This window comes from Hydrogenophaga palleronii (genome assembly GCF_031457455.1).
Classification (GTDB): domain Bacteria; phylum Pseudomonadota; class Gammaproteobacteria; order Burkholderiales; family Burkholderiaceae_C; genus Hydrogenophaga; species Hydrogenophaga palleronii_A.
Genome location: NZ_JAVDWU010000011.1, coordinates 178,639 through 200,279, shown reverse-complemented (window position 1 = coordinate 200,279; position 21,641 = coordinate 178,639). Strand labels below are relative to the sequence as shown.

Genomic DNA, 21,641 nt, shown 5'->3' with positions numbered 1-21,641 from the left:
CCACAGCAAATGTGGTTCTGATGGCAGGGAAAAGCAGATGCTTCTTTTGCCCAGCGCCATGGCAAGCGCTTGCAGGTTTTGCGACACAGCGATACATGTTATGCGAATCATTCGCATGTAAGATCGTGCATTTCGCCGGGATCTTTCCGGTCTACCAAAGGAATGTTGATGCGAATCGCCCACACCCGTCTGGGCCGGCCGGCTTCGGAAGGCTCGAAGACATCAAGGGCAGCTTCACGCTGGAAATGCGAATGACTCACACACCCTGGAAAAAGCTGGCGCTGACCGCCGCCCTCGCGCTGAGCGCGCTCAGTGCCTGGGCCGCGCCCAGCACCATCGAAGACGTGCTGGGCCGCAAGGTCACGCTAGAGCTGCCGGCCAAGCGGGTGCTGCTGGGGTTCTACCTCGAGGACTATCTGGCCGTGGGCGGCGACCAGGCCTTCGAGCGCCTGGTGGGACTGTCACTCGGCTGGTTCGTCAAGTCGCGGCCTGCGGTATGGGAAGCGTATGCAGCCGCGCGGCCCACGCTGCGCGACGTGGTCGACGTGGGCAGCGTGCAGTTCCAGAGCTTTTCGCTGGAGAAGGCGCTGGCCACGAAGCCGGACGTGGCAGTCCTGGCCGACTGGCAATTCAAGGCGCTGGCGTCTGAAATCCCCCGCCTGGAAGCCGCCGGCATTCCGGTGGTGGTGGTGGACTACAACGCGCAGACCCTGGAGCGCCACCTGGCCAGCACCAAGGTGCTGGGCCAGATCACCGGCGAAACGGCGCGCGCGCAGCGCATTGCGGATGGCTACCAGCAGATCGTGCAGACCATTCAGCAGCGCGTCGCCCAGGCGAAGCTGCCTCGCCCGCGCACGTACATCGAACTGGGCGACAAGGGGCCTGCCGAACACAGCTACACCTACGGAAAGAACATGTGGGGCGCCATGGTCGATCTGGTCGGAGGCGACAACGTGGCCGCGCCTTTCATCAAGGACTGGGGGCCAATCAACCCCGAGCAGTTGCTGGTCTCGAAACCGCAGGTGGTGTTCATCGCAGGCTATGAAAGCGTGAGCCAGCCCGACGCCATGCAGATGGGCTTCGGCGTGCCCGGCGACGAGGCCCGCCGGCGCCTGCGAGGCTTCGCCCAGCGCAAGGGATGGAGCGGCCTGCCCGCGGTCCAGGACGGCCGCCTGCACGGCGTCTACCACGGCGCCACGCGCAGCATCCTGGATGCGGCGCAGCTGCAGTACCTGGCCAAGGCGCTGTACCCAACGCTGTTTGCCGACATTGATCCCGGCGCCACCTACCGCGACTTCTACCGCCGCTACCTGCCCATCCCGGCCAGCGGCACCTTCGTGCTGAACGGGCAATGACCGACACCACCGCCGCGCCTGAGTCGGGCGTCCATGTTCTGCAACGCCAACGTCGGCGCGAGGCGCTGCGGTGGCGCTGGCTGGCCCTGTTCGTCGGCCTGAGCCTGTGCAGCCTGACGCTGGACGTGGCCACCGGCCCTTCGCTGCTGGCGCTGGGCGACGTGCTGCGCACGTTGGTGGCGCCTGCGGCGGCGGACCCGACGACGCGCGCCATCGTGATGGACATGCGCTTGCCGATCGCGCTCATGGCGCTGGTGGTGGGGGCGGCGCTGGGGCTCGGCGGGGTGCAGATGCAGACCCTGCTGGACAACCCCCTGGCCAGCCCCTATACGCTGGGGCTGGCGGCGGCGGCCGGTTTCGGTGCGGCACTGGCGCTGGTGACCGGCGGCCTGGGCTTGCCGTCCCTGGTGGCCATTCCCCTCAGCGCCTTTGTCTTCTGCATGCTGGCGGCCAGCTTTCTGTTCGGGCTGGCGCTGATGCGCCATGTCAACAGCCAGACCCTCATCCTGGCCGGCATCGCGCTGCTGTTTTTGTTCCAGTCGCTGCTGTCGCTGCTGCAGTTCCTTTCTTCCCCCGAATTGAACCAGCAGATCATCTTCTGGCTGTTCGGCAGTCTGATGCGCACCACCTGGCCGATGCTGGCGATCACCGCCGGCGTGACCCTGGCGTGCGCACTCTTGCTGCACCGCGACGCCTGGCAGCTGACCTGCCTGCGACTGGGCGAAGCACGCGCTCGCAGCCTGGGTGTGAACGTCACCCGGCTGCGTCTGAGAACCCTGGTGCTGGTCGCGCTGATGACCGCCACCGCCGTCAGCTTCGTGGGCATCATCGGCTTCATCGGCTTGGTGTCGCCGCACATCGCGCGCATGCAGGTCGGCGAAGACCAGCGGTTCCTGATTCCGCAATCGGCGCTGTGCGGCGCGCTGATGCTTTCTGTCGCTTCCGTGCTGTCCAAGTCCATCGTGCCAGGCGCGCTGTTTCCCATCGGCATCGTGACGGCGCTGATCGGAGTCCCGTTCATGATCTGGCTCATCCTGGGCAACCGAAAGCGCCGCCATGCTTGAGCTGGACGACCTGACCCTGCGCATCGGCGATCTGACCCTGGTCGAAGGGCTGAACCTGCAGCTGCGCGCCGGGCAGCTGCACGTGATCATCGGCCCCAACGGCACCGGCAAGACCAGCCTGCTGCGTGCCCTGTTTGGTGAGCTGCCGCTGGCTCAAGGGAGGGTGCAATTGCGTGGAACACCGATGAAGCCGCACAGCTTGTCGGCGTGGCGGCAAGGCATTGGCTACATGCCGCAGAACACCCAGCTGGATCTGGACCTGAGTGCGCTCGAAGTGGTGGTGCTGGGGCGCTTGCAGCGGCTGTCCATGCGCCTGTCGGACGACGATCTGGACGCCGCGCTGGCGGCCTTGCAGGCACTGGACATCGCCCACCTGGCCGACCGCCCGGTGCACACGCTCAGCGGCGGCCAGCGCCAGATGGTGCTGTTTGCCCAGGTGCTGCTGCGCCAGCCGCAGCTGATGCTGCTGGATGAGCCCGTCAGCGCGCTCGACCTGAAGCACCAGATGCAGCTCATGGAGCACCTTCAGGCGCAGACGGCGGCCCAAGGGTGGATCAGCGTGGCCGTGCTGCACGACCTGAACCTGGCGGCGCAGTTTGCCGACCAGCTGATTGTGCTCGGCGATGGACGCCTGCAGGCTTTCGGCCCCCCGGCCCAGGTGCTGAGCAGCGAACTCGTCCACCGCCTGTACCACGTGCCGGTGGATGTGCTCCACGATCTGGATGGCCTGCCCTATGTGCGCACCTTGCGCGCAACACGCATGGAACCACACCCGGCGCTGGCAAGCAGGTGAACTGAGAGGGTAAGAAGTTCCGACGGCCGACCTAAGAAAAAACGGCTGTTGTTGACGCGCCATCGAATATTCACCAAAATAGGTGAATGAAAAACGCGTTGACCGCAGACCGACTCGACGACCTGTTCGTCGCCCTGGCCGACGAGACTCGCCGCGCCATACTGGCGCGATTGTCCACCGGCGAGGCTCGTGTGACCGACGTGGCTGCGCCGTTTGACATCTCGCTCAACTCCGTGTCCAAACACATTCGCATCCTGGAGCGCGCCGGCCTCGTCACGCGCCGCCGCTTCGGCCGCGAACATCTCCTTCGTCTTGAGCCGCGGCCGCTGGCAGAGGCATCGGACTGGCTTCAGTCGCGCCAACGCTTCTGGTTGGGCAGCTTGCAGCGTATGCAGGCGCTGCTGGACGAGGAGGACGCAAGTTCAACCCAGCCAACCAAAGGAGCTCGTCGACCATGAAAACCGAAGACCGTCTCGACATCATTGTTCATCACCGATTCCGCCAATCGGCCGAGAGGGTGTTCGATGCCTGGCTCGACGTGCGCCTGGCGAGCCGATTTTTGTTCTCGACGGAAACCGGTGAGATGGTGCGCTGCGACATCGACCCGCGCGTCGGTGGGCAGTTCGTGCTGACCGACCGGCGACCCGACGGCGATGTGGAGCACACCGGGGAATACCTTGTCATTGTGCGGCCACAACGGCTGGTGTTCACCTTCGGCATTCCGGCCGCATCGCCGACCTTCGACATCGTGACCATCGAGATCACGCCAGAAAGCGATGGCGGTTGCACGCTGCGTCTCACCGCAGAGATGCAACCCGAGTGGAAGGACTACGCCGACCGTGCACGCCAGGGCTGGACGCAGATCCTTGCAAGCCTCGACGCGGCGCTGACTGAGACCCGGCCCTGACCCATTGACGGCGTCTGGCAAAAGATGGGAGAGCGCGCCGCAACAAAGCCGCGTCTACCGCCAGTTCAGCATCGCCCACGATCATGGCCCGAAGCCCTGCTTCTTCCAGGGGGAGTTGATACCAGCGAGGCCACCATGACCTTGCGCAATTTATGCCGTGATCCAGCGCACCGGCCCGGGCCCATAGCGCGCCGCCCGGTCCTCGGGATTGACCAGTTTGCAATGTTCCAGAGACAGGCATCCGCAGCCAATGCAATCCGTCAGGCCGGATTTCAGCCGCTCCAGCTCGGCGATGCGCGCCTCTATGCGGTTGGCCCAGTTGCTGGACAGCACGGCCCAGTCCTCCGCTTTGAGCGCCGTGTTCGGCGGGAGCCGCGCCAGTTCCGCGCCAATCTCTTCCAGCGACAGACCCACCCGTTGCGCAAAGACGATGAAGGCGACCCGCCGCAGCACGGCGCGCGGGTAGCGCCGATGCCCTGCGCCGCTGCGTTCGGAGCTGATCAAGCCTCGGTCTTCATAGAACCGCAGCGCAGAAGCCGGCACCCCGCTGCGGCGGGACACCTCGGAAATGGTGATCAAGGGTGACATGGGGGCACCTTATCGCATTGGGGGCTTGACTTCAAGTTAACTTGAACTTCTAGCATCTGTGTTGCCGGTATTTACCGCCCACTCAAGGAGAAGCCTTTCATGAATCCCCCAACCACTCCCCCAGCCGCCCTCGCCCCCCGTGCCGGACCGTTCCCGGCGCCTCGCAGCCTCCATCAGGAGTCCGGGCTGCCCCGCTTCGACCCTGCCGAAACCGGCAGCACCATGATCAGCGAATGGGGAGTGCAGACTCAATCGCGACAATGGGCTGTCCTGCAGGCCATCGAACGCGCCTGGGACGAGCGCCCCTGGCCGGACGGTCTGCGGTCATACCACGTCTTCCCGTCCATCGATGGCACCACGCTGCTGCACCACTCACGCTGGACCGAGGACGCAGCGTTCGAAGCGTTTGTGGCACGTCATCGCGATGCCCGCGTTGACCTGATCGACACCGAAGTCCCCGGCATCGTGCGCGACGGCCTGGGTCGCTTCAAGCTGTACCGCAGCCACCTTGCGCAGCCATCGCCTGCCCCCACCGGCTGTTTCGTGGTGGTGCGCGTGGAGGCGGCAACCGCAGCACTGCAGCAGTCGTGGATCGATGCCGTGTGCGCCGCTCTGGAAGGCGACCGCGTACCCGGCTTGATCGCGGCGCATTTCCATGTCTGTGACGATGGCCGGATCGCCAACATCGCGCAATGGGAAAGCGAAGCAGCGCATCTCCAGGCCATGGCCGGTGGAACAGGCATCGCCCAGCACGAGTCTTCTGCCTGGCACCGCGTGCGCACCATGCCTGGCATCACACAAAGAGGCCTGCAGCGCTTCCGTCTCCCGCACGTCATCGGCGCAGCCAGTCAGGCGAGCACTCGCCGCACGGAGGTTCCCCATGCATGAGCGTGCACATCGCATCGCCGTCATCATCGGCAGCACGCGCGAAGGCCGTTTCGGCCCCACCGTGGCGCAATGGTTGATCCAGCAGGCCACGCAGCGGGGCGACATGGACATTGACCTGGTGGATCTGGCCGAGGCTGGCCTGCCGGAAGCCTTCACTGAAAAGGAGCCCCCCGCCGTGACACACCTCGGTGCCCGCCTGCGCGCCGCCGACGCCTTCGTGGTGGTCACGCCCGAATACAACCACGGCTACCCTGCCGCGCTCAAGACGGCCATCGACTGGTATCAGGAGGAGTGGCACGCCAAGCCGGTCGGCTTCGTTTCCTACGGTGGTGCCTCGGGCGGTTCCCGGGCGATCGAACAACTGCGGCAGGTGTTTGCCGAGGTCCATGCGACCACGGTGCGCGATGCGGTCAGCTTCACCAACGCCTGGGAGGCCTTTGGAGGTGATCATGTACCCGTGCAGGCCCAAGCCTGGGCAAAGCGCGCAAAAACATTGCTCGATCGACTGGCATGGTGGAGCGAAGCGTTGCGCGAAGCCCGATTGAAACGGCCATACCAAACCTCGGCTTGAGCCCCTGGCAGTCCACCCTATCGGGCCTGGTCAGGGCTCTCGATGCGCCGCACACGCTTGCGGTAGTCACGCACGTTGTCGCCAGAGATGCGCGGCTGTTGCGTGCCCTTCACCTCGTTGACCTTCCGGTCTGAACCGGTCACAGGCTCGGCCTTCACGTCGGTTTCGTGTTCAAAGGCATGCGATTTGTCGGTGTTGCGGTAGTACCGGTACAAGGCCCAGTACAGGGCGGTGGCACCGGCCGGACCCAACAGCAGCAGCCACAGTCCGCCGTCGTCGTTCATGCCGAATTCCCTATGATCCAGAGTGCAATGGCTTCAAGAAAGGTGCCGACGGCGAGGGCAGCCGTCAGCAGCTTCCACTGTTGCACGGGCACGCTGCCCATGGTCTCGCCGGTTCGGCCGTTCACCGCGATGTAGTGCAGCAGGCCACCGTTCTTGCCCTGCTGGTGGTACGAATACAGCCACACGGGCAGGTACATCGACACCCAGCGCGTGCCGTGCACGCTGAGCTGCTCCTGCTCCCAGCGCACGCCGCGGTCGTAGCGGTTCACCGATGACACGATCTGCGCACGGGCGATCGACAGCAACTGGTCTTCCACGTGCGGGCGCAGGTGCGCCACATCCATGCTGCGCTTCTCCGACGTGACACCGATCAGGTACGACGCGTTCCATTTCACCGCGTTCTTGGTGTCGAACGGCAGGATGGTGTTGATGATGTTGTTGGTGTTGCTGCGCACATCCAGATTGCGGCGATGGGCGGAGGACTCCAGCGGCAGGTCGTCCACGGTGAAATCCACATGGCGCTGCACTTGGTACACATCGGCGTCGTAATAGGTCTTTTTGTCCTTGCCGCTGCCGCGTGTGTAGCGGCGCGTCTCGATCTCGCCCTGCCCGGCCACATCGGCGCTCGCATTGGCATCCACGATCATGTACGGCAGGTACACGCAGGTGACGTTGTCGGGCGTGAACTCGTCCTTGAACGCCTTCAGTGCGAACAAACGCCGTTTGTCCACGAACTGGCGGATGCGTGCGACCGCGTCGTCTTTCTTGACTCGGAAAGGAAGAATGGCGTCAGGCACCGCGCCGTTGGCCACCTGTTCGTTCACCCCAAACACGTGTCGGCACCAGTGACAGCGCGCTGTCATGGTGCTTTCGGTGTTGACCGTCACCTCGGCCCCGCACCCCGCGCACTTGAAGCTCATCAGGCTGGCGGCATCGGCTGCGATGTCCCGGGCACCGGATGCCACCACCGTGTCCCTGAGCTGGTCGATGCCTTCGCCGAACCCGAACGCCTCCTCCACCCGCTCGCCGTGCCATTCGTGGCGGCAGTACAGGCAGATCAGCAGGTCGGTGCCGGGCTTGTGCCGGATGTCGGTGGCGCCACATTTCGGGCAGCGGTTCAGGCCATCCTTGAGCTTTTCGGCCGACGTGTCGATGGCGACCGGATCGGGCGCCAGCAGCTCGTCCCGGATCGCTTCGGGCAGGGTCGCCGGGTCGATCGGGAAGCTGCCCGGCGCCGGTGGCACCTCCTGCGGCGAGCCCGGACCGATTTTCTGAGGCTCCGTCGAAGGAACGCGCGAATTGCTCAAGCCGTCTGCTCCGCCCGCTGCTTACAGGCCCAGCGCTTTGGCTTTGACCGCGTCGTAATCGGCCTGCGTGATCAGGCCCAGATCGAGCATTTCCTTGGCCTTCTTCAGCTTGGCAATCGGGTCGTCCGCTACCGGCGCGGCCGGTGCCACAGGCTGCTGCAAGCTGCCAATGCCACCCAGCATGCCGGTGGCCATGCCCAGGCCCATCACACCCGCCGAGCCGCCGGTTTCGCCCGCCGATTCAATGCCCGAAGCCACACTGGCCTGCAGGTTGGAATTGCCCCGCGCACCGGCCAGCGCATCGGCACGCTGCACTTTGGTGAGCAGTTCGCGCGTGTTCGCGTCGTATTCGATGGACACGATGGCGGTCTTGACGATGGCCAGCCCGCGATCGGACTTCCACTGGTAGGCGCTCTCCACCGCAGCGGACAGGCTCTGGGCAAAACCCACCGAATCCTGCTGCAGCTTGGTGATGCGATTGCCCTTGCCGGGGTCGTTCGTGTACAGGCTGAAAGCCGGGGCGAGCGAACCCACGACTTCGTTGAAGAGCTGGCTGGCAGCGTCGTTGTCGAGATCGGTGAAATCAAACACCCTGCCGGCCTGCAGGTAGGCGGCCGGCACGAAATGCTTCACGAACAGGATCGGATCGACGATCTTCAGCGTGTAGGAGCCGCGGGTCACCGCGCCCACCTGGGTGTTCAGGAAACCGTCGTCCCAGTAGATCTCGGATTGCGTGCCAAAGCGATTGTTCGGCAACTCCTTCAGCGAGACGAAGAACGCGGCCTGTTGCGAACCCGGCTGGCCGCCGAACTTGAAACGCTCCCAGCTCTGCTTGATCAGCGGGTCGACAAGACCATCGCCCGCGAAGATCGACTTGGAATTGAGATCGTCCGATCGCCATTCGTACCCGCCTGGCTCGGCAGCGAAGCCTGTGATCGCCCCATCTTGAAACAGCAGCAGCCCATAGCCTTCGGGGACCACGATCTTCGATCCGTTGGTGATGATGTTCGAGGAACCCTTGGTGTTCGAGCCACGACCGGCGTTGGTTCCCTGTGGCACGGCCGCAAACAAGGCCGCCGTGGCCGGCAATCCGGCCGGTACGGTGTAGAAATCCTTCCACTGATCGGCCAGCGTGCCGCCAATCGAACCCGCCACTGCCTGAACAAGACCCATGACATTTCTCCATGATTCCTGGCGGGCTACCGTGCCTGCCACAGCCGCCAGACTATACCGCCCAGAACGGTCTGGTTGGCAATCTCAAACACCAGACGGTGGCGTCACCTCATCCCGCGCAATCCGCCCATCCACGAGTTCCACCAACCGGTCACACCGCGCCGCCAGCCGCGAATCGTGGGTGACCACCACGAACGACACCCCGCGCTCGGCGTGCATGCGCCGCAGCAGCACAAACACCTCGTCGGAAGAAGCGGTGTCCAGGTTGCCGGTGGGTTCGTCGGCCAGCACCAGCGGGGGCGACATCACCAGTGCGCGCGCGATAGCCACCCGCTGCTGCATGCCGCCTGAGAGTTCAGACGGCCGCTTTTTCATCGCCTGCGACAGACCCACCGCGTCCAGCAGTTCGCGCGCATGCGCAAGTTGTTTATCGTTCACATGCCCGTGAGTCATGAGGAAGGGCATGGTCACGTTTTCCAGTGCGGAGAACGCGGGCAGCAGGTGGTGGAACTGGAACACGAAGCCCAGCAGGTGGCGGCGGCGCAGCGTGAGTTCGGTGTCGTCCAGATCTTGCACCGGCTCGCCCTGAAGGCGATAGCTGCCCGATGTCATGCGTTCGAGCAGGCCCAGGATGTTGAGCAGCGTGCTCTTGCCGGAACCCGATGGCCCCATCAGCGCGATGAATTCACCCACGTTCACCCGCAAGGAGACACCGTGTAGCACCTCGGCCTCGGCGGGCAGGCCGGCGTTATAGGTCTTGCGCAGGCCGTCAAGTTCGATCAGGGGCTGTGGTGTGGCGTCGGTCATTTCAAACGGTACACCGTCAGATGCGGATGGCCTGCGCCGGGTCCAGCGCGGCCGCGCGCCTGGCCGGTGCCATGGCCGCCAGCACGCCGCACACCGTGGCCAGCAGCGCGATGCGCAACGCCAGCGCGGGCTGCAGCGTGATGTTGAACAAGGGCAGGCCGTCGGACCCACGCACGAAGTTGGTAAAGAGCCAGATCAGCAACACCGCCAGCGCCAGCCCCGCGACCGACCCCACCGCCCCCACCACCGCGCCCTGCAGCAGAAACACCCGCAGCACCTGCCCTCGCGTGGCGCCCATGGCGCGCAGAATGCCGATCTCGCGGCCCTTCTGCACCACCGACACCACCAGCACGCTGGCAATGCCCAGCACCACGACCACCAGCACCACGCCGCGGATCAGGCTGGTGCTGACCGACTGCGCGTTGAGTGCCGAGACCAGTTGCGCGTTGCTCTCCTGCCAGCTTTCCACCTGGTAGGGGAAGCGTCGGCGCAGGTCGTCGGCCAGCGCCTGCGCCGTCCACACGTCGCGCACCGTGAGGTCGATGGTTGTGGCTCCGCCCGGCAAGCCCAACAGGCTTTGTGCGGCGCGCAGCGGCACGATCACGGTGCGGCGGTTCAGATCGCGCACGCCCAGGTCCACCAGGGCGGTCACGCGCACCGGCTCGCTCACCAGCGCGGTCTGCACGGTCAGGCGATCACCCACGCGCACGCCCAGATCAGCCGCCAGTTCGCGACCCACGATGGCTTCGCCGGGTGCCAGCCGGGCCACCCCACTGACCACCTTGCCGCGCAGGCCCACGATGCGGTCGTAGCGGTCCAGCTCCACGCCCATGAGCGCGATCGCCTGCGTGGCCTCGCCGCGCAGGGCCAGCCCACCCCCCGACACCATGGGCGAGACGGCCGCAATGTCTGGCAGCGCTTCCAGCAGCGGCAGCAGGGCCTGCCAGTTCGCCACCGAGCGCAGGCGCTGGACGCGTGGCTGGGTTTCGGTCAGCGCGGTGGTGCCGGGCTGGCGTGCAGCGGCTGGCGTGACCACGTCGTCGGGTGAGCTGAGCGTGATGTGCGCCTGCGCGCCCAGGGTCTTGTTCAAGGTGTTGGTCTGCAGGCCACTGATGAGCGCCGAGATGTAGGCGATCACCGCCACGCCCGCGGCCACGCCCACCATGATCAGCAGGGTCTGCATGCGGCCTTCACGCAGGAAGCGCAGGGCCACCCGGAGTTCAAAGCCGAGCAGGGTGGTCATGCGCGCTCAGCGCCCCATGGCGTTGGTGAGGGCCGATCCGACGTCCAGCCCTTCGGCCGCTGCGCCACGTCGAGCGGTGCTTGCGCTCATGGGCCGCGTGCGCACGCGCTGGCCTTCCTTCACCTCGCCCCCCACCAGCACCTCGTCACCCTCGGCCAGACCTTCCAGTACCTCCACCATCGCCAGATTGCGCAACCCCAGGCGCACGGTGCGCGCCTCGGTGCGGCCCTGCGACTGCACCAGCACACGAACCGTGTCCGGGGGATCACCGTCTGCAGCGGGCAGGTCTTCGCGCAGCGCCGCCAGCGGCAGCACCAGGGTGCTGTCGCGTCGGGCCGTTTCCACCTCCACTGAAAGCGTCATGTCTTCGCGCAGGTAGGCCGGCGCGGCCTGCTCGAGCGCAAAGTGCACCTCGATGGCACCGCGTTGGGCGTCAACGGCCGGCGCGATGGTCAATACCCGGGCCATGAAGCGCTGCGCAGGAAACGCGTCGGCCACCACAGCCGCCACCTGGTCTGGGCGCAACTGGTCCAGAAAACGTTCGTCCACCTGCGCGCTCAGCTGCGTGGGGCCGGCCAGCGCCAGCGTCAGCAACGCCCGGCCGGGTTGCACGATCTGGCCGGGCTCTACGTCGCGCGCCAGCACGCGCGCGTCGGCCGGTGCGCGCACGCTCGCCTGGGCCCGGCGCGCCCGCGCCGCCGCGGTGGCCGCCTGTGCCACCGCCAGCTGCGCTTGTGCCTGCACCAGGTCAGAACCACTCTCACCGATGGCTTGGCCTTGCGCCTGCGCGCTGTCCTGCTGGGCCTGCGCCACCGCCACCGCGCGTCGCGCGTCGTCCAGCCGCGCCGCACTCAGGAAACCCTGCGCCACCAGCTGTTCGGTGCGGGCCAGCTCGGCCGCCGCCGCGCGCAGGTTGGCCGCCGCCTGGGCCGTGGCCGCAGAGGCCGCCACGCGGCCGGTGCTGCGCAGGCCGGCCAGCCGCGCCTGGGCCTGCTTTTCTGCGGCCTCTGCCTGGGCCAGCGCGGCGTCCAGCTCGTCGGATTCCAGCTGCAACAACACGTCGCCCTGCTGCACCGTAGCGCCCTCGTCCACCCGCACCTGGGCCACGCGCCCGGTGATGGTGCTGCCCACATCCACACGCGACAGCGCGGCCACCCGGGCAGAGAACTGCAGCGTGCGCACCAGCGGTGCGGCCTGCACGGTGACGGACTCCACCACCGGTGCCCGCAGGAAGAACCAGGCGGCGTAGCCGCCCACCACGACCACCACCCAGAAGGCAACGCCCAGCCAGAGGCGCTTCCTGGGGTCGGTCGTGACACGGGTCACAGCTCTGGCTCAAAAAGACCGCTGTCGGTTTTGGGCGGCACCACGCCCAGGTGGCGGTAGGCCGCCAGCGTGGCGATGCGCCCGCGCGGCGTGCGCTGCAGAAAACCCTGCTGAATCAGATACGGCTCGATCACGTCTTCAATCGTGTCGCGCTCCTCGCCGATGCTGGCTGCGATGTTGTCCAGCCCCACCGGCCCGCCGTCAAAGCGGTGGATCACGGCTTCCAGCAGCTTGCGGTCCATCAGGTCGAAGCCCTGCGGGTCCACGTCGAGCATGGCCAGGGCGCGGTTGGCGATGTCTTGGGTGATGGTGCCGCTGCCCTTCACGTCGGCGAAGTCGCGCACGCGGCGCAGCAGGCGGTTGGCGATGCGCGGTGTGCCACGCGAACGGCGAGCGATCTCGAAGCCGCCTTCGGCATCCATGGGTGCGTTGAGCAAACCGGCGCTGCGCTTGACGATGCGCGCGAGTTCTTCAGAGGTGTAGAACTCCAGCCGCGCCACGATGCCGAAGCGGTCGCGCAGCGGGTTGGTGAGCATGCCGGCGCGCGTGGTCGCGCCCACCAGGGTGAAGGGCTGCAGGTCCAGCTTGATGCTGCGCGCCGCCGGGCCTTCGCCGATCATGATGTCGATCTGGTAGTCCTCCAGCGCCGGGTACAGGATTTCTTCGACGACCGGGCTCAGCCGGTGGATCTCGTCGATGAACAGCACGTCGTTGGGTTCCAGGTTGGTCAGCAGCGCGGCCAGGTCCTTGGGTTTTTCCAGCACGGGGCCGCTGGTCTGGCGCAGGTTCACGCCCAGTTCCTGCGCAATGATGTGGGAGAGCGTGGTCTTTCCCAGCCCGGGCGGGCCAAACAGCAGCACATGGTCCAGCGCCTCGCTGCGCATCTTGGCTGCGCCAATGAAGATCTCCAGCTGCTCGCGCACCTTGGTCTGGCCCACGTATTCGTCCAGCAGCTTGGGCCGCAGCGCCCGCTCGATCGCCTCTTCTTTGGGCGAAGCCGGCGCAGCGGACACCATGCGCGGCGCGGGGGCGAAGTCGTCGGTCTGGATGCTCATGGGTCAATCGTCAGTTTCAATTCGTGGCTGCTACGGCCTCGACCAAATGGAAAACCAGGCCTCCCGTTGCTCGCTCGGAGAGCGTCAGGTCCTGGGGAGTCTCACGTCCAAGAAGACCCCGCTGTTCCAGAAACGCCCGAGCTTCAGGCAAAGAGCGCACTTCAAGGCTCAGGCTGTCGATCTGGTGCCGATCGCCAGGCCACACATCGAACGCGACGCCGTCGATCTTCAGAGGCTCGTTTGCAGCAATCTGAGCAATTGTGCGCCAATGCCCCGTCGTTCTTTCAACGTCGGGACAGGTCATCCCCACGCGCGCCAATCGAACAACACCCAGCGGCCCACCCCCCACTTCTGCAAACCGGCGCTGCTCCACTTCGTGGCGCTCCCTGGTGCGAATGCCTGTGGCCCAGGGAACAATGCTGGCCTCCGTGCCCCAGTCACAGAAGAAGTTGCAGCAGGCCGGTGATGACAGGTCCAGAACCACGACGTTGGTGAAGTTCGTGACCGATCGACCATCGGCATTGACCGTCTGAAACGGACGAGGCTGCTTGCAGGCCATCCCCTGTCGCTCCAGTTCGGCAATGCTGAACACCAGTTCATCAGGCTCCAGCGCCAGACCATGGATCAAGGGCAAACGACAGCCTGCCGGCAAGTCGGCATTGTTCTTGGCCGCCCAAATCTCCAGATGCGTGTTGCCGACATGAACCCAGGCAAAGCTGGCGAATTCGCTGTGCTGCAGTGGCCACGTGACCGGGAGGCAAAGGGTTTCGGCGAGCAGCGAAAACAGAGGCTCCGTGTTTTCTGTTCGCAGCATGACATGGTCGATCGAACGACAGATCGACTGGATACCCGGGGCGCCACTCATTTCGCCAATGCGTTCAACGCCAGCTTGATGCCTTCACTCACACCCACCTCAGCCGCCAGGTCCTTGGGCTTTTCCAGCACGGGGCCGCCAGCAGCTTGGGCCGCAGCGCCCGCTCGATCGCCTCTTCCTTGGGCGAAGCCGGCGCGGCAGACACCATGCGCGGCGCGGGGGCGAAATCGTCGGTCTGGATGCTCATTTCAAGGTCGGGTTGTCATTTTCGGGGCCGTTCGGTAGGTGCTCGGTGAGCGTCGCCAAACTCCGTCAAACGGCGAATGGCACGTTCCAGACTGGATGATCGCTCGGAAGCCCTCATGGCTTGCCAGTTTTCGCGAACCAACGTACTCAGGTGAACGTTGTACCCAGAACCGGTCTTGGTGATGTCCATTGTCGACACCATCTCATCGCGCAATCGACGCACCTTGGACTTCAGCGCTAAACGCAGTACTTCTCGTTTGGGATCATCGAGTTGCTCGGGGTCGGCTTTGATCTGCGCAGCAGATACCTTAAAGAATTCGGACACTCCTTTGCGATCTGCGAGCACCCAGCTTTCAGCCTCGGGCACTGCCAACCTCAGAAAAAACCGTTCATGCGAGACTTTGGGCGACCATTTTTTCAGCCATTGCACTGGGCACATCCGATCAGTGTCGGCAATGCACAGCACAGGTTGAAAGCGGGACTGCTCGACAAACCTGTGGAGCTCAGGTATGAGCTTTGTGACGCCCCTCTTGTTGATCGGGGCCCTAGAAAGCGCCCACTCTGGCAAGACTTGCGCCACGAGCTGCTGACCCAGGGAACAACTCAGCTCGTCTTCTCCTACCACCAGCATCCGTTTCACGAGAACAGACCCATCTGTTCGATGTTGGAAGGCCGCGTCTTAGGCAGCAGTACTTCTGCCGGGTTCAACCCATGCTCCATTTCCTGGCGTTCTTGTTCATCAGCAGTTCGCACTGTCGTCCCGTTTTCACCCGGCTCCAACAACAATATGGACTGCGGGTCTGATACTGACGAAATCAACGTTTCGCTGTGCGTGGTGCTGAGCACCTGTCTCAGAGGCCCGCCCTTTTTTCGAAGCCTGAGCACTCGGTCAATCATCAGGGGGATGTGCTGAGTGATCGCGTCGTTGAGAGAAAGCTCTGGCTCTTCCAAAAGCAAAAGACCATCGCCCTCTTGCAGTGCCCACAAAAAACCAATCAATCGGAGCGTCCCATCCGAAAATTGATCCTCTCGCTGCCAAGAGCCATGCACCCGCCAATGCTTGAAGTTGGCCTTCAGGTGGGGCACACCTGTCACGGCGTCCTGCTCGAAATGCAACTCTGAAAATTGGGGCACAGCCACTTCCAGTGCCTTCTGGATTCGGCTCAATCGCGCCTTCTGTGTTTTCTCGTTGGTCTTGGCGATTCTGTGCAACAGACCCTGTCCAAAGGGATCGTTTTCGATGATCCGGCCACTGATCTCGTCGCTGTGCTTGAGAAGCTGCGGCACCAGATGCATGTAGGTGGTGGCAGCCAGGAAGTCGGCCAGCTCACGAAAATCCGCGTTGCTGTTGATTTGCTCCAGGTAAGTTTGAGTGAGGCGAACCTCATCGGCTCTATCGATTTCCAGCGGCCGACTGAAGAGCTCAACCCCATCCCGGAATACAGCTTCTTGTTGAATCAGAACGCCTGGGGTCTTTCTTCCCCCTGACTGAAATGCCAGGATGTAGCGCCACTGCGGCACGGCATCCGATGACGATCCAGACACATCCACCTCAATTCGGACTTCGGAGTCCTTCCGGGCGTGCAAGCTGCGCAGCTTGCTTAGGCCCCCCCGGTCCTTCAATGCCTTCTGCAGGCCGCCTCCTTCACTCTGGGCGATCGTTCTCAAAAACCGGAAAACATCGAGCAGGTTGGATTTGCCTGATGCATTGGCGCCAATCACGTAGCCCCTCGATCCAAGCGCGACATCCACATCGCGAAAGTTTCGCCAGTTCTTAAGCCTTAGCCGGGTGATCAACATGTCGGGTTCCTCATCAATTGCGATTCAGCGACTTTCAAGTCGTCGCCAAACTTGTACTCACTTCGCCAATGCTTTCAACGCCAGCTTGATGCCTTCACTCACCCCCACGTCAGCCGGCAGGGGCTTGAGCGCAGCAGCTGCATCCTTCTCGCTGTATCCCAATGCCATCAGCGCCTGCTGGATGTCGCTCTGCACCTCGCTCTGGGCCGGGCCGGCGCCGGGGAGGTTCAGGTCGGCGCCCAGTTTGCCCTTGAGTTCCAGCAGCAGGCGCTCTGCGGTCTTTTTGCCGATGCCGGGCACCTTGACGATGCGGCCGGCTTCCTGGGCGGTCACGGCCTGGGCCAGGTCGGCCACGCTCATGCCGGAGAGCACCGACAGCGCGGTGCGCGGGCCGATGCCTGAGATCTTGATGAGCTGGCGGAAGGCCTCGCGCTCCGGCGCGGTGCCAAAGCCGTAAAGAATCTGCGCGTCTTCCCGCACCACGAAGTGGGTAAGAAGCGACACTTTTTCGCCCGTGGCGGGCAGGTTGTAGAAGGTGCTCATGGGCACATCGACCTCGTAACCCACGCCGTGGCAGTCGATCAGGATCTGGGGAGGGCTTTTTTCCAGCAATGCGCCGGTCAACTTGCCTATCATCGGGTCTTTCCTCGGGTTTCGATCGCGCCAGTCTGGCACATGCAGCGTCGGAACACCGCTTGCCTTCACGCTCACGGATTATCGGTTTGATTCTCAGACACACCTTCTCGCCGCCCGACAACGTCCGCATGGGGCACCTGTGCGGCCCCATGGACAGCCACATCCGCAGCATCGAGGCGGCCTTGAACGTGAAGGTGGCGCACCGGTTCGAGCAGTTCCGCATCGAAGGCACCAAGCCCAAGGCCACCCAGGCGCTGGAAACCTTGCAGGCGCTGTATGAGATGGCGAAAAAGCCGATCCCGGCCGAGCAGGTGCAGCTGATGCTCAGCGGCGACACCGCCTTGCCCGGTGGCGAAGACGCCATTGCCATGCAGACGCGGCGCGGCGAGGTGCGCGGGCGCACGCCCAACCAGGCGCGCTACCTGGAAAACATGGCCATGCACGACATCACCTTCGGCATTGGCCCGGCCGGCACCGGCAAGACGTACCTGGCCGTGGCCTGCGCGGTGGACGCGCTCGAGCGCAGCGCGGTGCAAAAGATCGTGCTCACCCGACCGGCCGTGGAAGCCGGCGAAAAGCTCGGCTTTCTGCCGGGCGACCTGGGCCAAAAGGTGGACCCGTACCTGCGCCCGCTGTACGACGCGCTGTACGAGCTAATGGGTTTCGACAAGGTGCAGAAGGCCTTCGAACGCCAGCAGATCGAGATTGCGCCACTGGCCTTCATGCGTGGGCGCACGCTGAACCACTCGTTCGTGATCCTCGACGAAGCGCAGAACACCACGGTGGAGCAGATGAAGATGTTCCTCACCCGCATCGGCTTCGGCAGCAAGGCCGTGGTCACCGGCGACGTGAGCCAGATCGACCTGCCGCGCACCGAACTGAGCGGCCTGATCGACGCCGAGCGCGTGCTCAAACGCGTGAACGGCATCGCATTCAACCGCCTCACCAGCGCCGACGTGGTGCGCCACCCGCTGGTGGCACGCATTGTGGATGCCTACGACGCACGTGGTGCTGCCGAAGACGCGGCACCTGCCCCGCGCCGTGCTGCGCGCAAATCCACGGGCGCCACTTGATCCCGCCAACGCTCCGCCACTGAGACCCATTCCCATGCACCTGCCCACGTCACTTCGTTTGCCCGCTTTGGCTGCACTGCTGCTCACCCTGAGCGCGTGCGCAGGCACCGGCAAGGTCCCGCTGGACACTGCGCCCGCCATGCCAGCCGAGAAGAAGGCAGACCCCAGCGCCCTTACCGGCACCCCCCTGATCGTGGGCCCGGATTTCTCCACCCAGACCGTGCGCTTCCGCTGCACAGGTGGCACCGAGCTGGATGTGGTCTACCTCAACCTGCCAGAGAATCTGGCGCTTGCTGCTTTGCACCACAACGGCCGAACCGCCCTGCTGCAGAACCGGCCCACCGCTTCCGGCGCGCGCTATGTGGCACTGGACGAACAGCACAGCCTGCGCTGGCACACCAAAGGCAGCGAAGGGTTTCTGGCCTTCATGGCCGCCGACCACACCGCCAAGGAACAGGTGCTGCTGAGCGACTGCCGCGCCTTGCCGACGCCTTGAGCGCACCCTGACCCTATCTATGCCCCTGCCCGCCCTCAGCCTGTCCCTCCAGTTCGGCGACCTGCCAGACGCTGCCTTGCACCGCGCCGCCCTGCCCCGCCACAAGGTGATTCGCTGCATCCGCCACGCACTGGAAGCAGACGCCGAAATCACCGTGCGCATCGTCGACGCCGAAGAAGGCCAGGCCCTGAACCGCGACTACCGCGGCAAGGACTACGCCACCAACGTGCTCACCTTCGACTACGCCACCGAACCCATGGTCATGGCCGACCTGGTGCTGTGTGCGCCGGTGGTGGCGCGCGAAGCCAAAGAGCTGAAGAAGTCACTGGCCGACCACTATGCACACCTGCTGGTGCATGGCACCCTGCATGCGCAGGGGTGGGACCATGAGACGGGGGAGGAAGATGCCGAGGCGATGGAGGCGCGGGAGACGGAGATTCTGGCTGGGCTGGGGGTGGCGGATCCTTACGGGCGGGGTTGAGCGCCAGCATGGTCGACCGCAGTTTCTGCCTCACCGGTCCTGCCATCGCGCCTTGGGGAGAGTCCCTGCGGAGAGAAACAGACAGAAAATGGACATAAACGGATATGTTTACGGACATTTTCCATTTTCACCCCCTGTCATCTCGTCAGCAGTTCGAGAGGGTAGTGAGATAGCGGCTCTTCCCGATAAGGTTGAGAAGTTCATTGGCTTGCTCGTGATCTTCGTCAGCATTCGCAATCTCAAGGAGCGACCGAACTTGCTCAATGGTCTTCTTTGTTCCCGGTCCACGGACGAGACGGAGCACAGAAATCCAGTACCGCGCATTCTCCTTCGAGCGTTGGCAGGAGGTGGCCGGGTCGCAAGTGATGATGTGCTCAAAAGCCGCCAGTGCGGAGTCAAAATCCTGCTTGGTACCGAAACCAAAGAAGTGGCACAAGCCGATTTGCAAGAATGCATCCGTCTCACCCATGGTGCCAGCACGTTGGTACCAACGGTACGCCAGCTTCGGTTTTCCCATGTCTCGGTAAATGGTCGCAAGGTTGAATGCAGCCGATGAATCGCCTTGTGCAGCCGCCTTTTTAGCCCAGTCGATTGCCAGCGGAAAGTCTCGGTCGATTTCTTCACCGGAACTCAGAATTGTGCTCAATGCACATTGAGCCCGAGCATTTCCCTGAGCAGCGGACGCTTGATACCACTTCATTGCCGTGGCAAGGCTCGACGCGGCTAAGACGTTCCCGGATTTTTCTCTTACGCCAGACTGGTGGAAGTAGCCGACCTCCCATTGAGCCTCTGGGTCGCCATTCTCGGCACATGAGTTGAGGCTTGACCAATGTTTTCGGGTGATGATTTCCATGGGTGACGAAGCGTTCGCTTTTTGGCTTAAACAGCAAAATGCAGAATACCCCGCAATCTCAGCCAATGAAGAGAAGAGTGACGCGGGGACCAAGTCTTGCTTTTACTGGGACCGGGAAAAGGCTGGGCCCGACCTCACCACCCCTCATCTGAAGCGGCATAGCCTCACAGTATTTCGCCGCGCAACTGCTCAGGGATGAGAGAAGGATGGCGACGATAAACAGGATAAAGAACCTTGTCGCCGAGATGAGCAGCGACATCAGCAACAGTACGGAGTAACTTCGCGTGCTCTTCTGGTGGCTCCGCAGTCTTGGCTTTGCTGAGGATAGCAAGAAGGTCGGTGTCAAAGCGCGCACAAGCGGAGACGAGTTCTTGCGCGAGCAGCACGTCTGTCAGCAAGTTCTCTGGAGACTCGGAACCCGCTCGTGTAGAGACCGGCTCGGACGTTTCGCCGTCAGGGAGCAACTTGAGCGTGACGATGTCACCCTCCGCAAGCACCACCGTCGGCCAGTCGAGATAGATCGACTCTTCTTCATGAGTCTCGATAGCTACAAGGTTCAAAGTATTGTCGGACTCGTCGGCATCGGCACGTTCCGAAAGATTGACGTGGGCACTGAGATAGCCGCGACCAGCCAGCCCTGATGTGCAGACGTGAGTTCCATTGACAAGTGCTTATGCGCATGGTCGGGATGTTTGTGAGGAAAGGCTTGCCTATGAATGTTATCTCGCGCGGTAAAAAACTATGGCATGAACAGCACCATAAAAAGCACGAGACTTGCTGCGTGGAGAGTTCACGCAAAGAGCTACATACTGCGTGCAAGACTCACCAGCACTGCGGCAACCAACATGAGAATGGATATGCCAATGTAGTAGCCATATGCCTTTGCACTCGACTTGAATGCAGAACCAGCGGGTCGAGTTCTGAAGAAATAGACCGGTACGAAGATCGGAGATAGAAGCGCTGCCCACAACGCAGACCTCCCTGGCGGAATGGCGCCTCTTTCTAGTGCCTCTTGGCGGCACCAAATGTAGATGGCGGCGGCTGTGGGGATGCCTAGCCCGAACTGCATAAGGAATTCACCATGCCGGGCTTGAGTTAGGAATGGCAGAACGAGACCGGCACCTATGTAGAGGCCGAACAAAATGAGTAAAGTGCGACGGGATGGTCTCATGGGTGTTTCTGCGGCACCTGACAAGAAATTGATCGGTTAGAAATGCCCGGCGGATCGTAGGCGTGTGAATGCACGGCATCGGACGCCCGTGTCTATTGCCAAGTGATGCCTCATGCTCCACCTTTCACCCTGAGGGACACCACGTGTGCCCCTTTGCCACTTGCGCGTGCTACGTCGATGGGGCGTCGGCCACGATCATCGACGGCGTCCCGTTCGGCACCTGCAGCAAGGAGGATTTCGATGGTCGCAACGTTGCCGTGACTCGCAGCCCAATGCAGGGGGGTGTATCCAGTTTTTTCGCGTCGGTTGCATTCCGCGCCGCAGGAAAGAAGGAACGCGACCATCTCAGAGTGTCCCCAAGCCGCAGCTCCAAACAAGGCCGTCTCACCCGCAGCGTCGGACCAATTCACATCCGCGCCTGCCTCAATCAGCTTCTTCGCTTCCTCAACGTCTCCAGCCCATGCGACTGCGTGGAGCGCTGACTCCGGCGCTCCTTCGTTTGCGGTGAGAGGAACTGACGTCATAGGGATGGCATTGGAACTCAACTGTGGGCAGCAAACTGCAAGGAACTTCACAGACAGAGTGATGTTGTGCGGTATGTGCAATGTAGCGCAGGGTGTAAACACCGTGGCGGCGCTACCTGACCGCCAACACTCGTAGGCAGCCGCTTGCACTGGCTTAGCAAAAAAGCCAAGCTCTGCTCCCTACAC

25 protein-coding genes and 1 pseudogene are annotated in these 21,641 nt (G+C 63.5%); 10 read left to right on the top strand and 16 right to left on the bottom strand.

The annotated features are described in order from the left end of the window. Window positions 1-251: 251 nt before the first annotated feature. From J2W49_RS22210 to J2W49_RS22190, 5 genes are all read left to right on the top strand, one after another. Entirely contained in the window at window positions 252-1,355 is a 1,104-nt protein-coding gene (locus J2W49_RS22210; protein WP_310321283.1) for an ABC transporter substrate-binding protein, read from the top strand. Continuing rightward, the gene (locus tag J2W49_RS22205) at window positions 1,352-2,419 is read left to right on the top strand and encodes a FecCD family ABC transporter permease (protein WP_310321280.1); all 1,068 of its coding nucleotides are present in this window, start codon (window positions 1,352-1,354) and stop codon (window positions 2,417-2,419) included. Before J2W49_RS22210 ends, J2W49_RS22205 begins: the two co-directional genes overlap by 4 nt. Beyond that, window positions 2,412-3,212, top strand: coding sequence for an ABC transporter ATP-binding protein (locus J2W49_RS22200; RefSeq protein ID WP_310321277.1), 801 nt, complete (start codon window positions 2,412-2,414; stop codon window positions 3,210-3,212). The genes J2W49_RS22205 and J2W49_RS22200 overlap by 8 nt, the downstream gene beginning before the upstream one ends. 86 nt (window positions 3,213-3,298) lie before the next feature. Further along, window positions 3,299-3,670: an ArsR/SmtB family transcription factor gene (locus J2W49_RS22195; RefSeq protein WP_310321274.1), complete on the top strand. Its 372-nt coding sequence runs from the start codon at window positions 3,299-3,301 to the stop codon at window positions 3,668-3,670. Continuing rightward, window positions 3,667-4,119 carry an SRPBCC family protein gene (locus J2W49_RS22190; protein ID WP_310321271.1) on the top strand — a complete coding sequence of 151 codons (453 nt, stop codon included), beginning with the start codon at window positions 3,667-3,669 and terminating at the stop codon, window positions 4,117-4,119. The genes J2W49_RS22195 and J2W49_RS22190 overlap by 4 nt, the downstream gene beginning before the upstream one ends. Before the next feature lie 150 nt (window positions 4,120-4,269). Here the strand turns inward: J2W49_RS22190 and soxR are convergent, their stop codons facing one another. After that, window positions 4,270-4,707, bottom strand: coding sequence for a redox-sensitive transcriptional activator SoxR (gene soxR, locus J2W49_RS22185; RefSeq protein WP_310321268.1), 438 nt, complete (start codon window positions 4,705-4,707; stop codon window positions 4,270-4,272). Between the two features lie 99 nt (window positions 4,708-4,806). On the opposite strand from soxR, the gene J2W49_RS22180 reads away from it, so the two are divergent. Further along, window positions 4,807-5,595, top strand: coding sequence for an antibiotic biosynthesis monooxygenase (locus tag J2W49_RS22180; RefSeq protein ID WP_310321266.1), 789 nt, complete (start codon window positions 4,807-4,809; stop codon window positions 5,593-5,595). After that, on the top strand, window positions 5,588-6,166 hold the full coding sequence (locus J2W49_RS22175) for an NADPH-dependent FMN reductase (RefSeq protein WP_310321264.1): 579 nt from the start codon (window positions 5,588-5,590) through the stop codon (window positions 6,164-6,166). The genes J2W49_RS22180 and J2W49_RS22175 overlap by 8 nt, the downstream gene beginning before the upstream one ends. A 17-nt stretch (window positions 6,167-6,183) precedes the next feature. Here J2W49_RS22175 and J2W49_RS22170 read toward each other — a convergent pair whose 3' ends face one another. From J2W49_RS22170 to ruvA, 12 genes and pseudogenes are all read right to left on the bottom strand, one after another. After that, window positions 6,184-6,450, bottom strand: a complete 267-nt coding sequence (locus J2W49_RS22170; protein ID WP_310321262.1) for a hypothetical protein — start codon at window positions 6,448-6,450, stop codon at window positions 6,184-6,186. After that, on the bottom strand, window positions 6,447-7,757 hold the full coding sequence (locus J2W49_RS22165) for a TFIIB-type zinc ribbon-containing protein (RefSeq protein WP_310321259.1): 1,311 nt from the start codon (window positions 7,755-7,757) through the stop codon (window positions 6,447-6,449). Before J2W49_RS22165 ends, J2W49_RS22170 begins: the two co-directional genes overlap by 4 nt. A gap of 21 nt (window positions 7,758-7,778) precedes the next feature. Next, window positions 7,779-8,930, bottom strand: coding sequence for an SPFH domain-containing protein (locus J2W49_RS22160; RefSeq protein WP_310321257.1), 1,152 nt, complete (start codon window positions 8,928-8,930; stop codon window positions 7,779-7,781). Window positions 8,931-9,014: 84 nt separating this feature from the next. Continuing rightward, on the bottom strand, window positions 9,015-9,737 hold the full coding sequence (locus tag J2W49_RS22155) for an ABC transporter ATP-binding protein (RefSeq protein ID WP_310321254.1): 723 nt from the start codon (window positions 9,735-9,737) through the stop codon (window positions 9,015-9,017). A gap of 16 nt (window positions 9,738-9,753) precedes the next feature. Next, window positions 9,754-10,980: an ABC transporter permease gene (locus J2W49_RS22150; RefSeq protein ID WP_310321251.1), complete on the bottom strand. Its 1,227-nt coding sequence runs from the start codon at window positions 10,978-10,980 to the stop codon at window positions 9,754-9,756. A gap of 6 nt (window positions 10,981-10,986) precedes the next feature. Next, a complete protein-coding gene (locus J2W49_RS22145; RefSeq protein ID WP_310321249.1) occupies window positions 10,987-12,306 on the bottom strand; it encodes an efflux RND transporter periplasmic adaptor subunit in 1,320 nt (439 codons plus the stop codon). Beyond that, window positions 12,303-13,361 carry a Holliday junction branch migration DNA helicase RuvB gene (gene ruvB / locus J2W49_RS22140; RefSeq protein ID WP_310321245.1) on the bottom strand — a complete coding sequence of 353 codons (1,059 nt, stop codon included), beginning with the start codon at window positions 13,359-13,361 and terminating at the stop codon, window positions 12,303-12,305. The genes J2W49_RS22145 and ruvB overlap by 4 nt, the downstream gene beginning before the upstream one ends. 16 nt (window positions 13,362-13,377) lie before the next feature. Continuing rightward, on the bottom strand, window positions 13,378-14,226 hold the full coding sequence (locus J2W49_RS22135) for a VOC family protein (protein WP_310321243.1): 849 nt from the start codon (window positions 14,224-14,226) through the stop codon (window positions 13,378-13,380). Between the two features lie 88 nt (window positions 14,227-14,314). After that, a pseudogene (locus tag J2W49_RS22130) lies at window positions 14,315-14,422 on the bottom strand (Holliday junction branch migration DNA helicase RuvB); the annotation flags it as partial. 15 nt (window positions 14,423-14,437) lie between these two features. Next, a complete protein-coding gene (locus J2W49_RS22125; protein ID WP_310321240.1) occupies window positions 14,438-15,061 on the bottom strand; it encodes a hypothetical protein in 624 nt (207 codons plus the stop codon). Continuing rightward, complete coding sequence (locus J2W49_RS22120) at window positions 15,058-16,221, bottom strand: AAA family ATPase (RefSeq protein ID WP_310321238.1); 1,164 nt, start codon at window positions 16,219-16,221, stop codon at window positions 15,058-15,060. The genes J2W49_RS22125 and J2W49_RS22120 overlap by 4 nt, the downstream gene beginning before the upstream one ends. Window positions 16,222-16,278: 57 nt before the next feature. Then, window positions 16,279-16,857, bottom strand: coding sequence for a Holliday junction branch migration protein RuvA (ruvA, locus tag J2W49_RS22115; RefSeq protein WP_310321236.1), 579 nt, complete (start codon window positions 16,855-16,857; stop codon window positions 16,279-16,281). Between the two features lie 86 nt (window positions 16,858-16,943). On the opposite strand from ruvA, the gene J2W49_RS22110 reads away from it, so the two are divergent. Genes J2W49_RS22110 through ybeY form a run of 3 tightly spaced genes read left to right on the top strand, consistent with a single transcriptional unit; the run spans window position 16,944 to window position 18,907 of the window. After that, window positions 16,944-17,930, top strand: a complete 987-nt coding sequence (locus J2W49_RS22110) for a PhoH family protein (RefSeq protein WP_310321234.1) — start codon at window positions 16,944-16,946, stop codon at window positions 17,928-17,930. Between the two features lie 34 nt (window positions 17,931-17,964). Continuing rightward, complete coding sequence (locus tag J2W49_RS22105) at window positions 17,965-18,426, top strand: MliC family protein (protein WP_310321231.1); 462 nt, start codon at window positions 17,965-17,967, stop codon at window positions 18,424-18,426. 19 nt (window positions 18,427-18,445) lie between these two features. Continuing rightward, entirely contained in the window at window positions 18,446-18,907 is a 462-nt protein-coding gene (gene ybeY / locus J2W49_RS22100) for an rRNA maturation RNase YbeY (protein WP_310321228.1), read from the top strand. Between the two features lie 145 nt (window positions 18,908-19,052). Here the strand turns inward: ybeY and J2W49_RS22095 are convergent, their stop codons facing one another. From J2W49_RS22095 to J2W49_RS25780, 3 genes are all read right to left on the bottom strand, one after another. Continuing rightward, window positions 19,053-19,760, bottom strand: coding sequence for a tetratricopeptide repeat protein (locus J2W49_RS22095; RefSeq protein ID WP_310321225.1), 708 nt, complete (start codon window positions 19,758-19,760; stop codon window positions 19,053-19,055). A gap of 164 nt (window positions 19,761-19,924) precedes the next feature. Further along, window positions 19,925-20,320 carry a hypothetical protein gene (locus tag J2W49_RS22090; RefSeq protein WP_310321223.1) on the bottom strand — a complete coding sequence of 132 codons (396 nt, stop codon included), beginning with the start codon at window positions 20,318-20,320 and terminating at the stop codon, window positions 19,925-19,927. Window positions 20,321-21,041: 721 nt separating this feature from the next. Further along, window positions 21,042-21,455 carry an ankyrin repeat domain-containing protein gene (locus J2W49_RS25780; RefSeq protein WP_405001069.1) on the bottom strand — a complete coding sequence of 138 codons (414 nt, stop codon included), beginning with the start codon at window positions 21,453-21,455 and terminating at the stop codon, window positions 21,042-21,044. Window positions 21,456-21,641 lie beyond the last annotated feature (186 nt).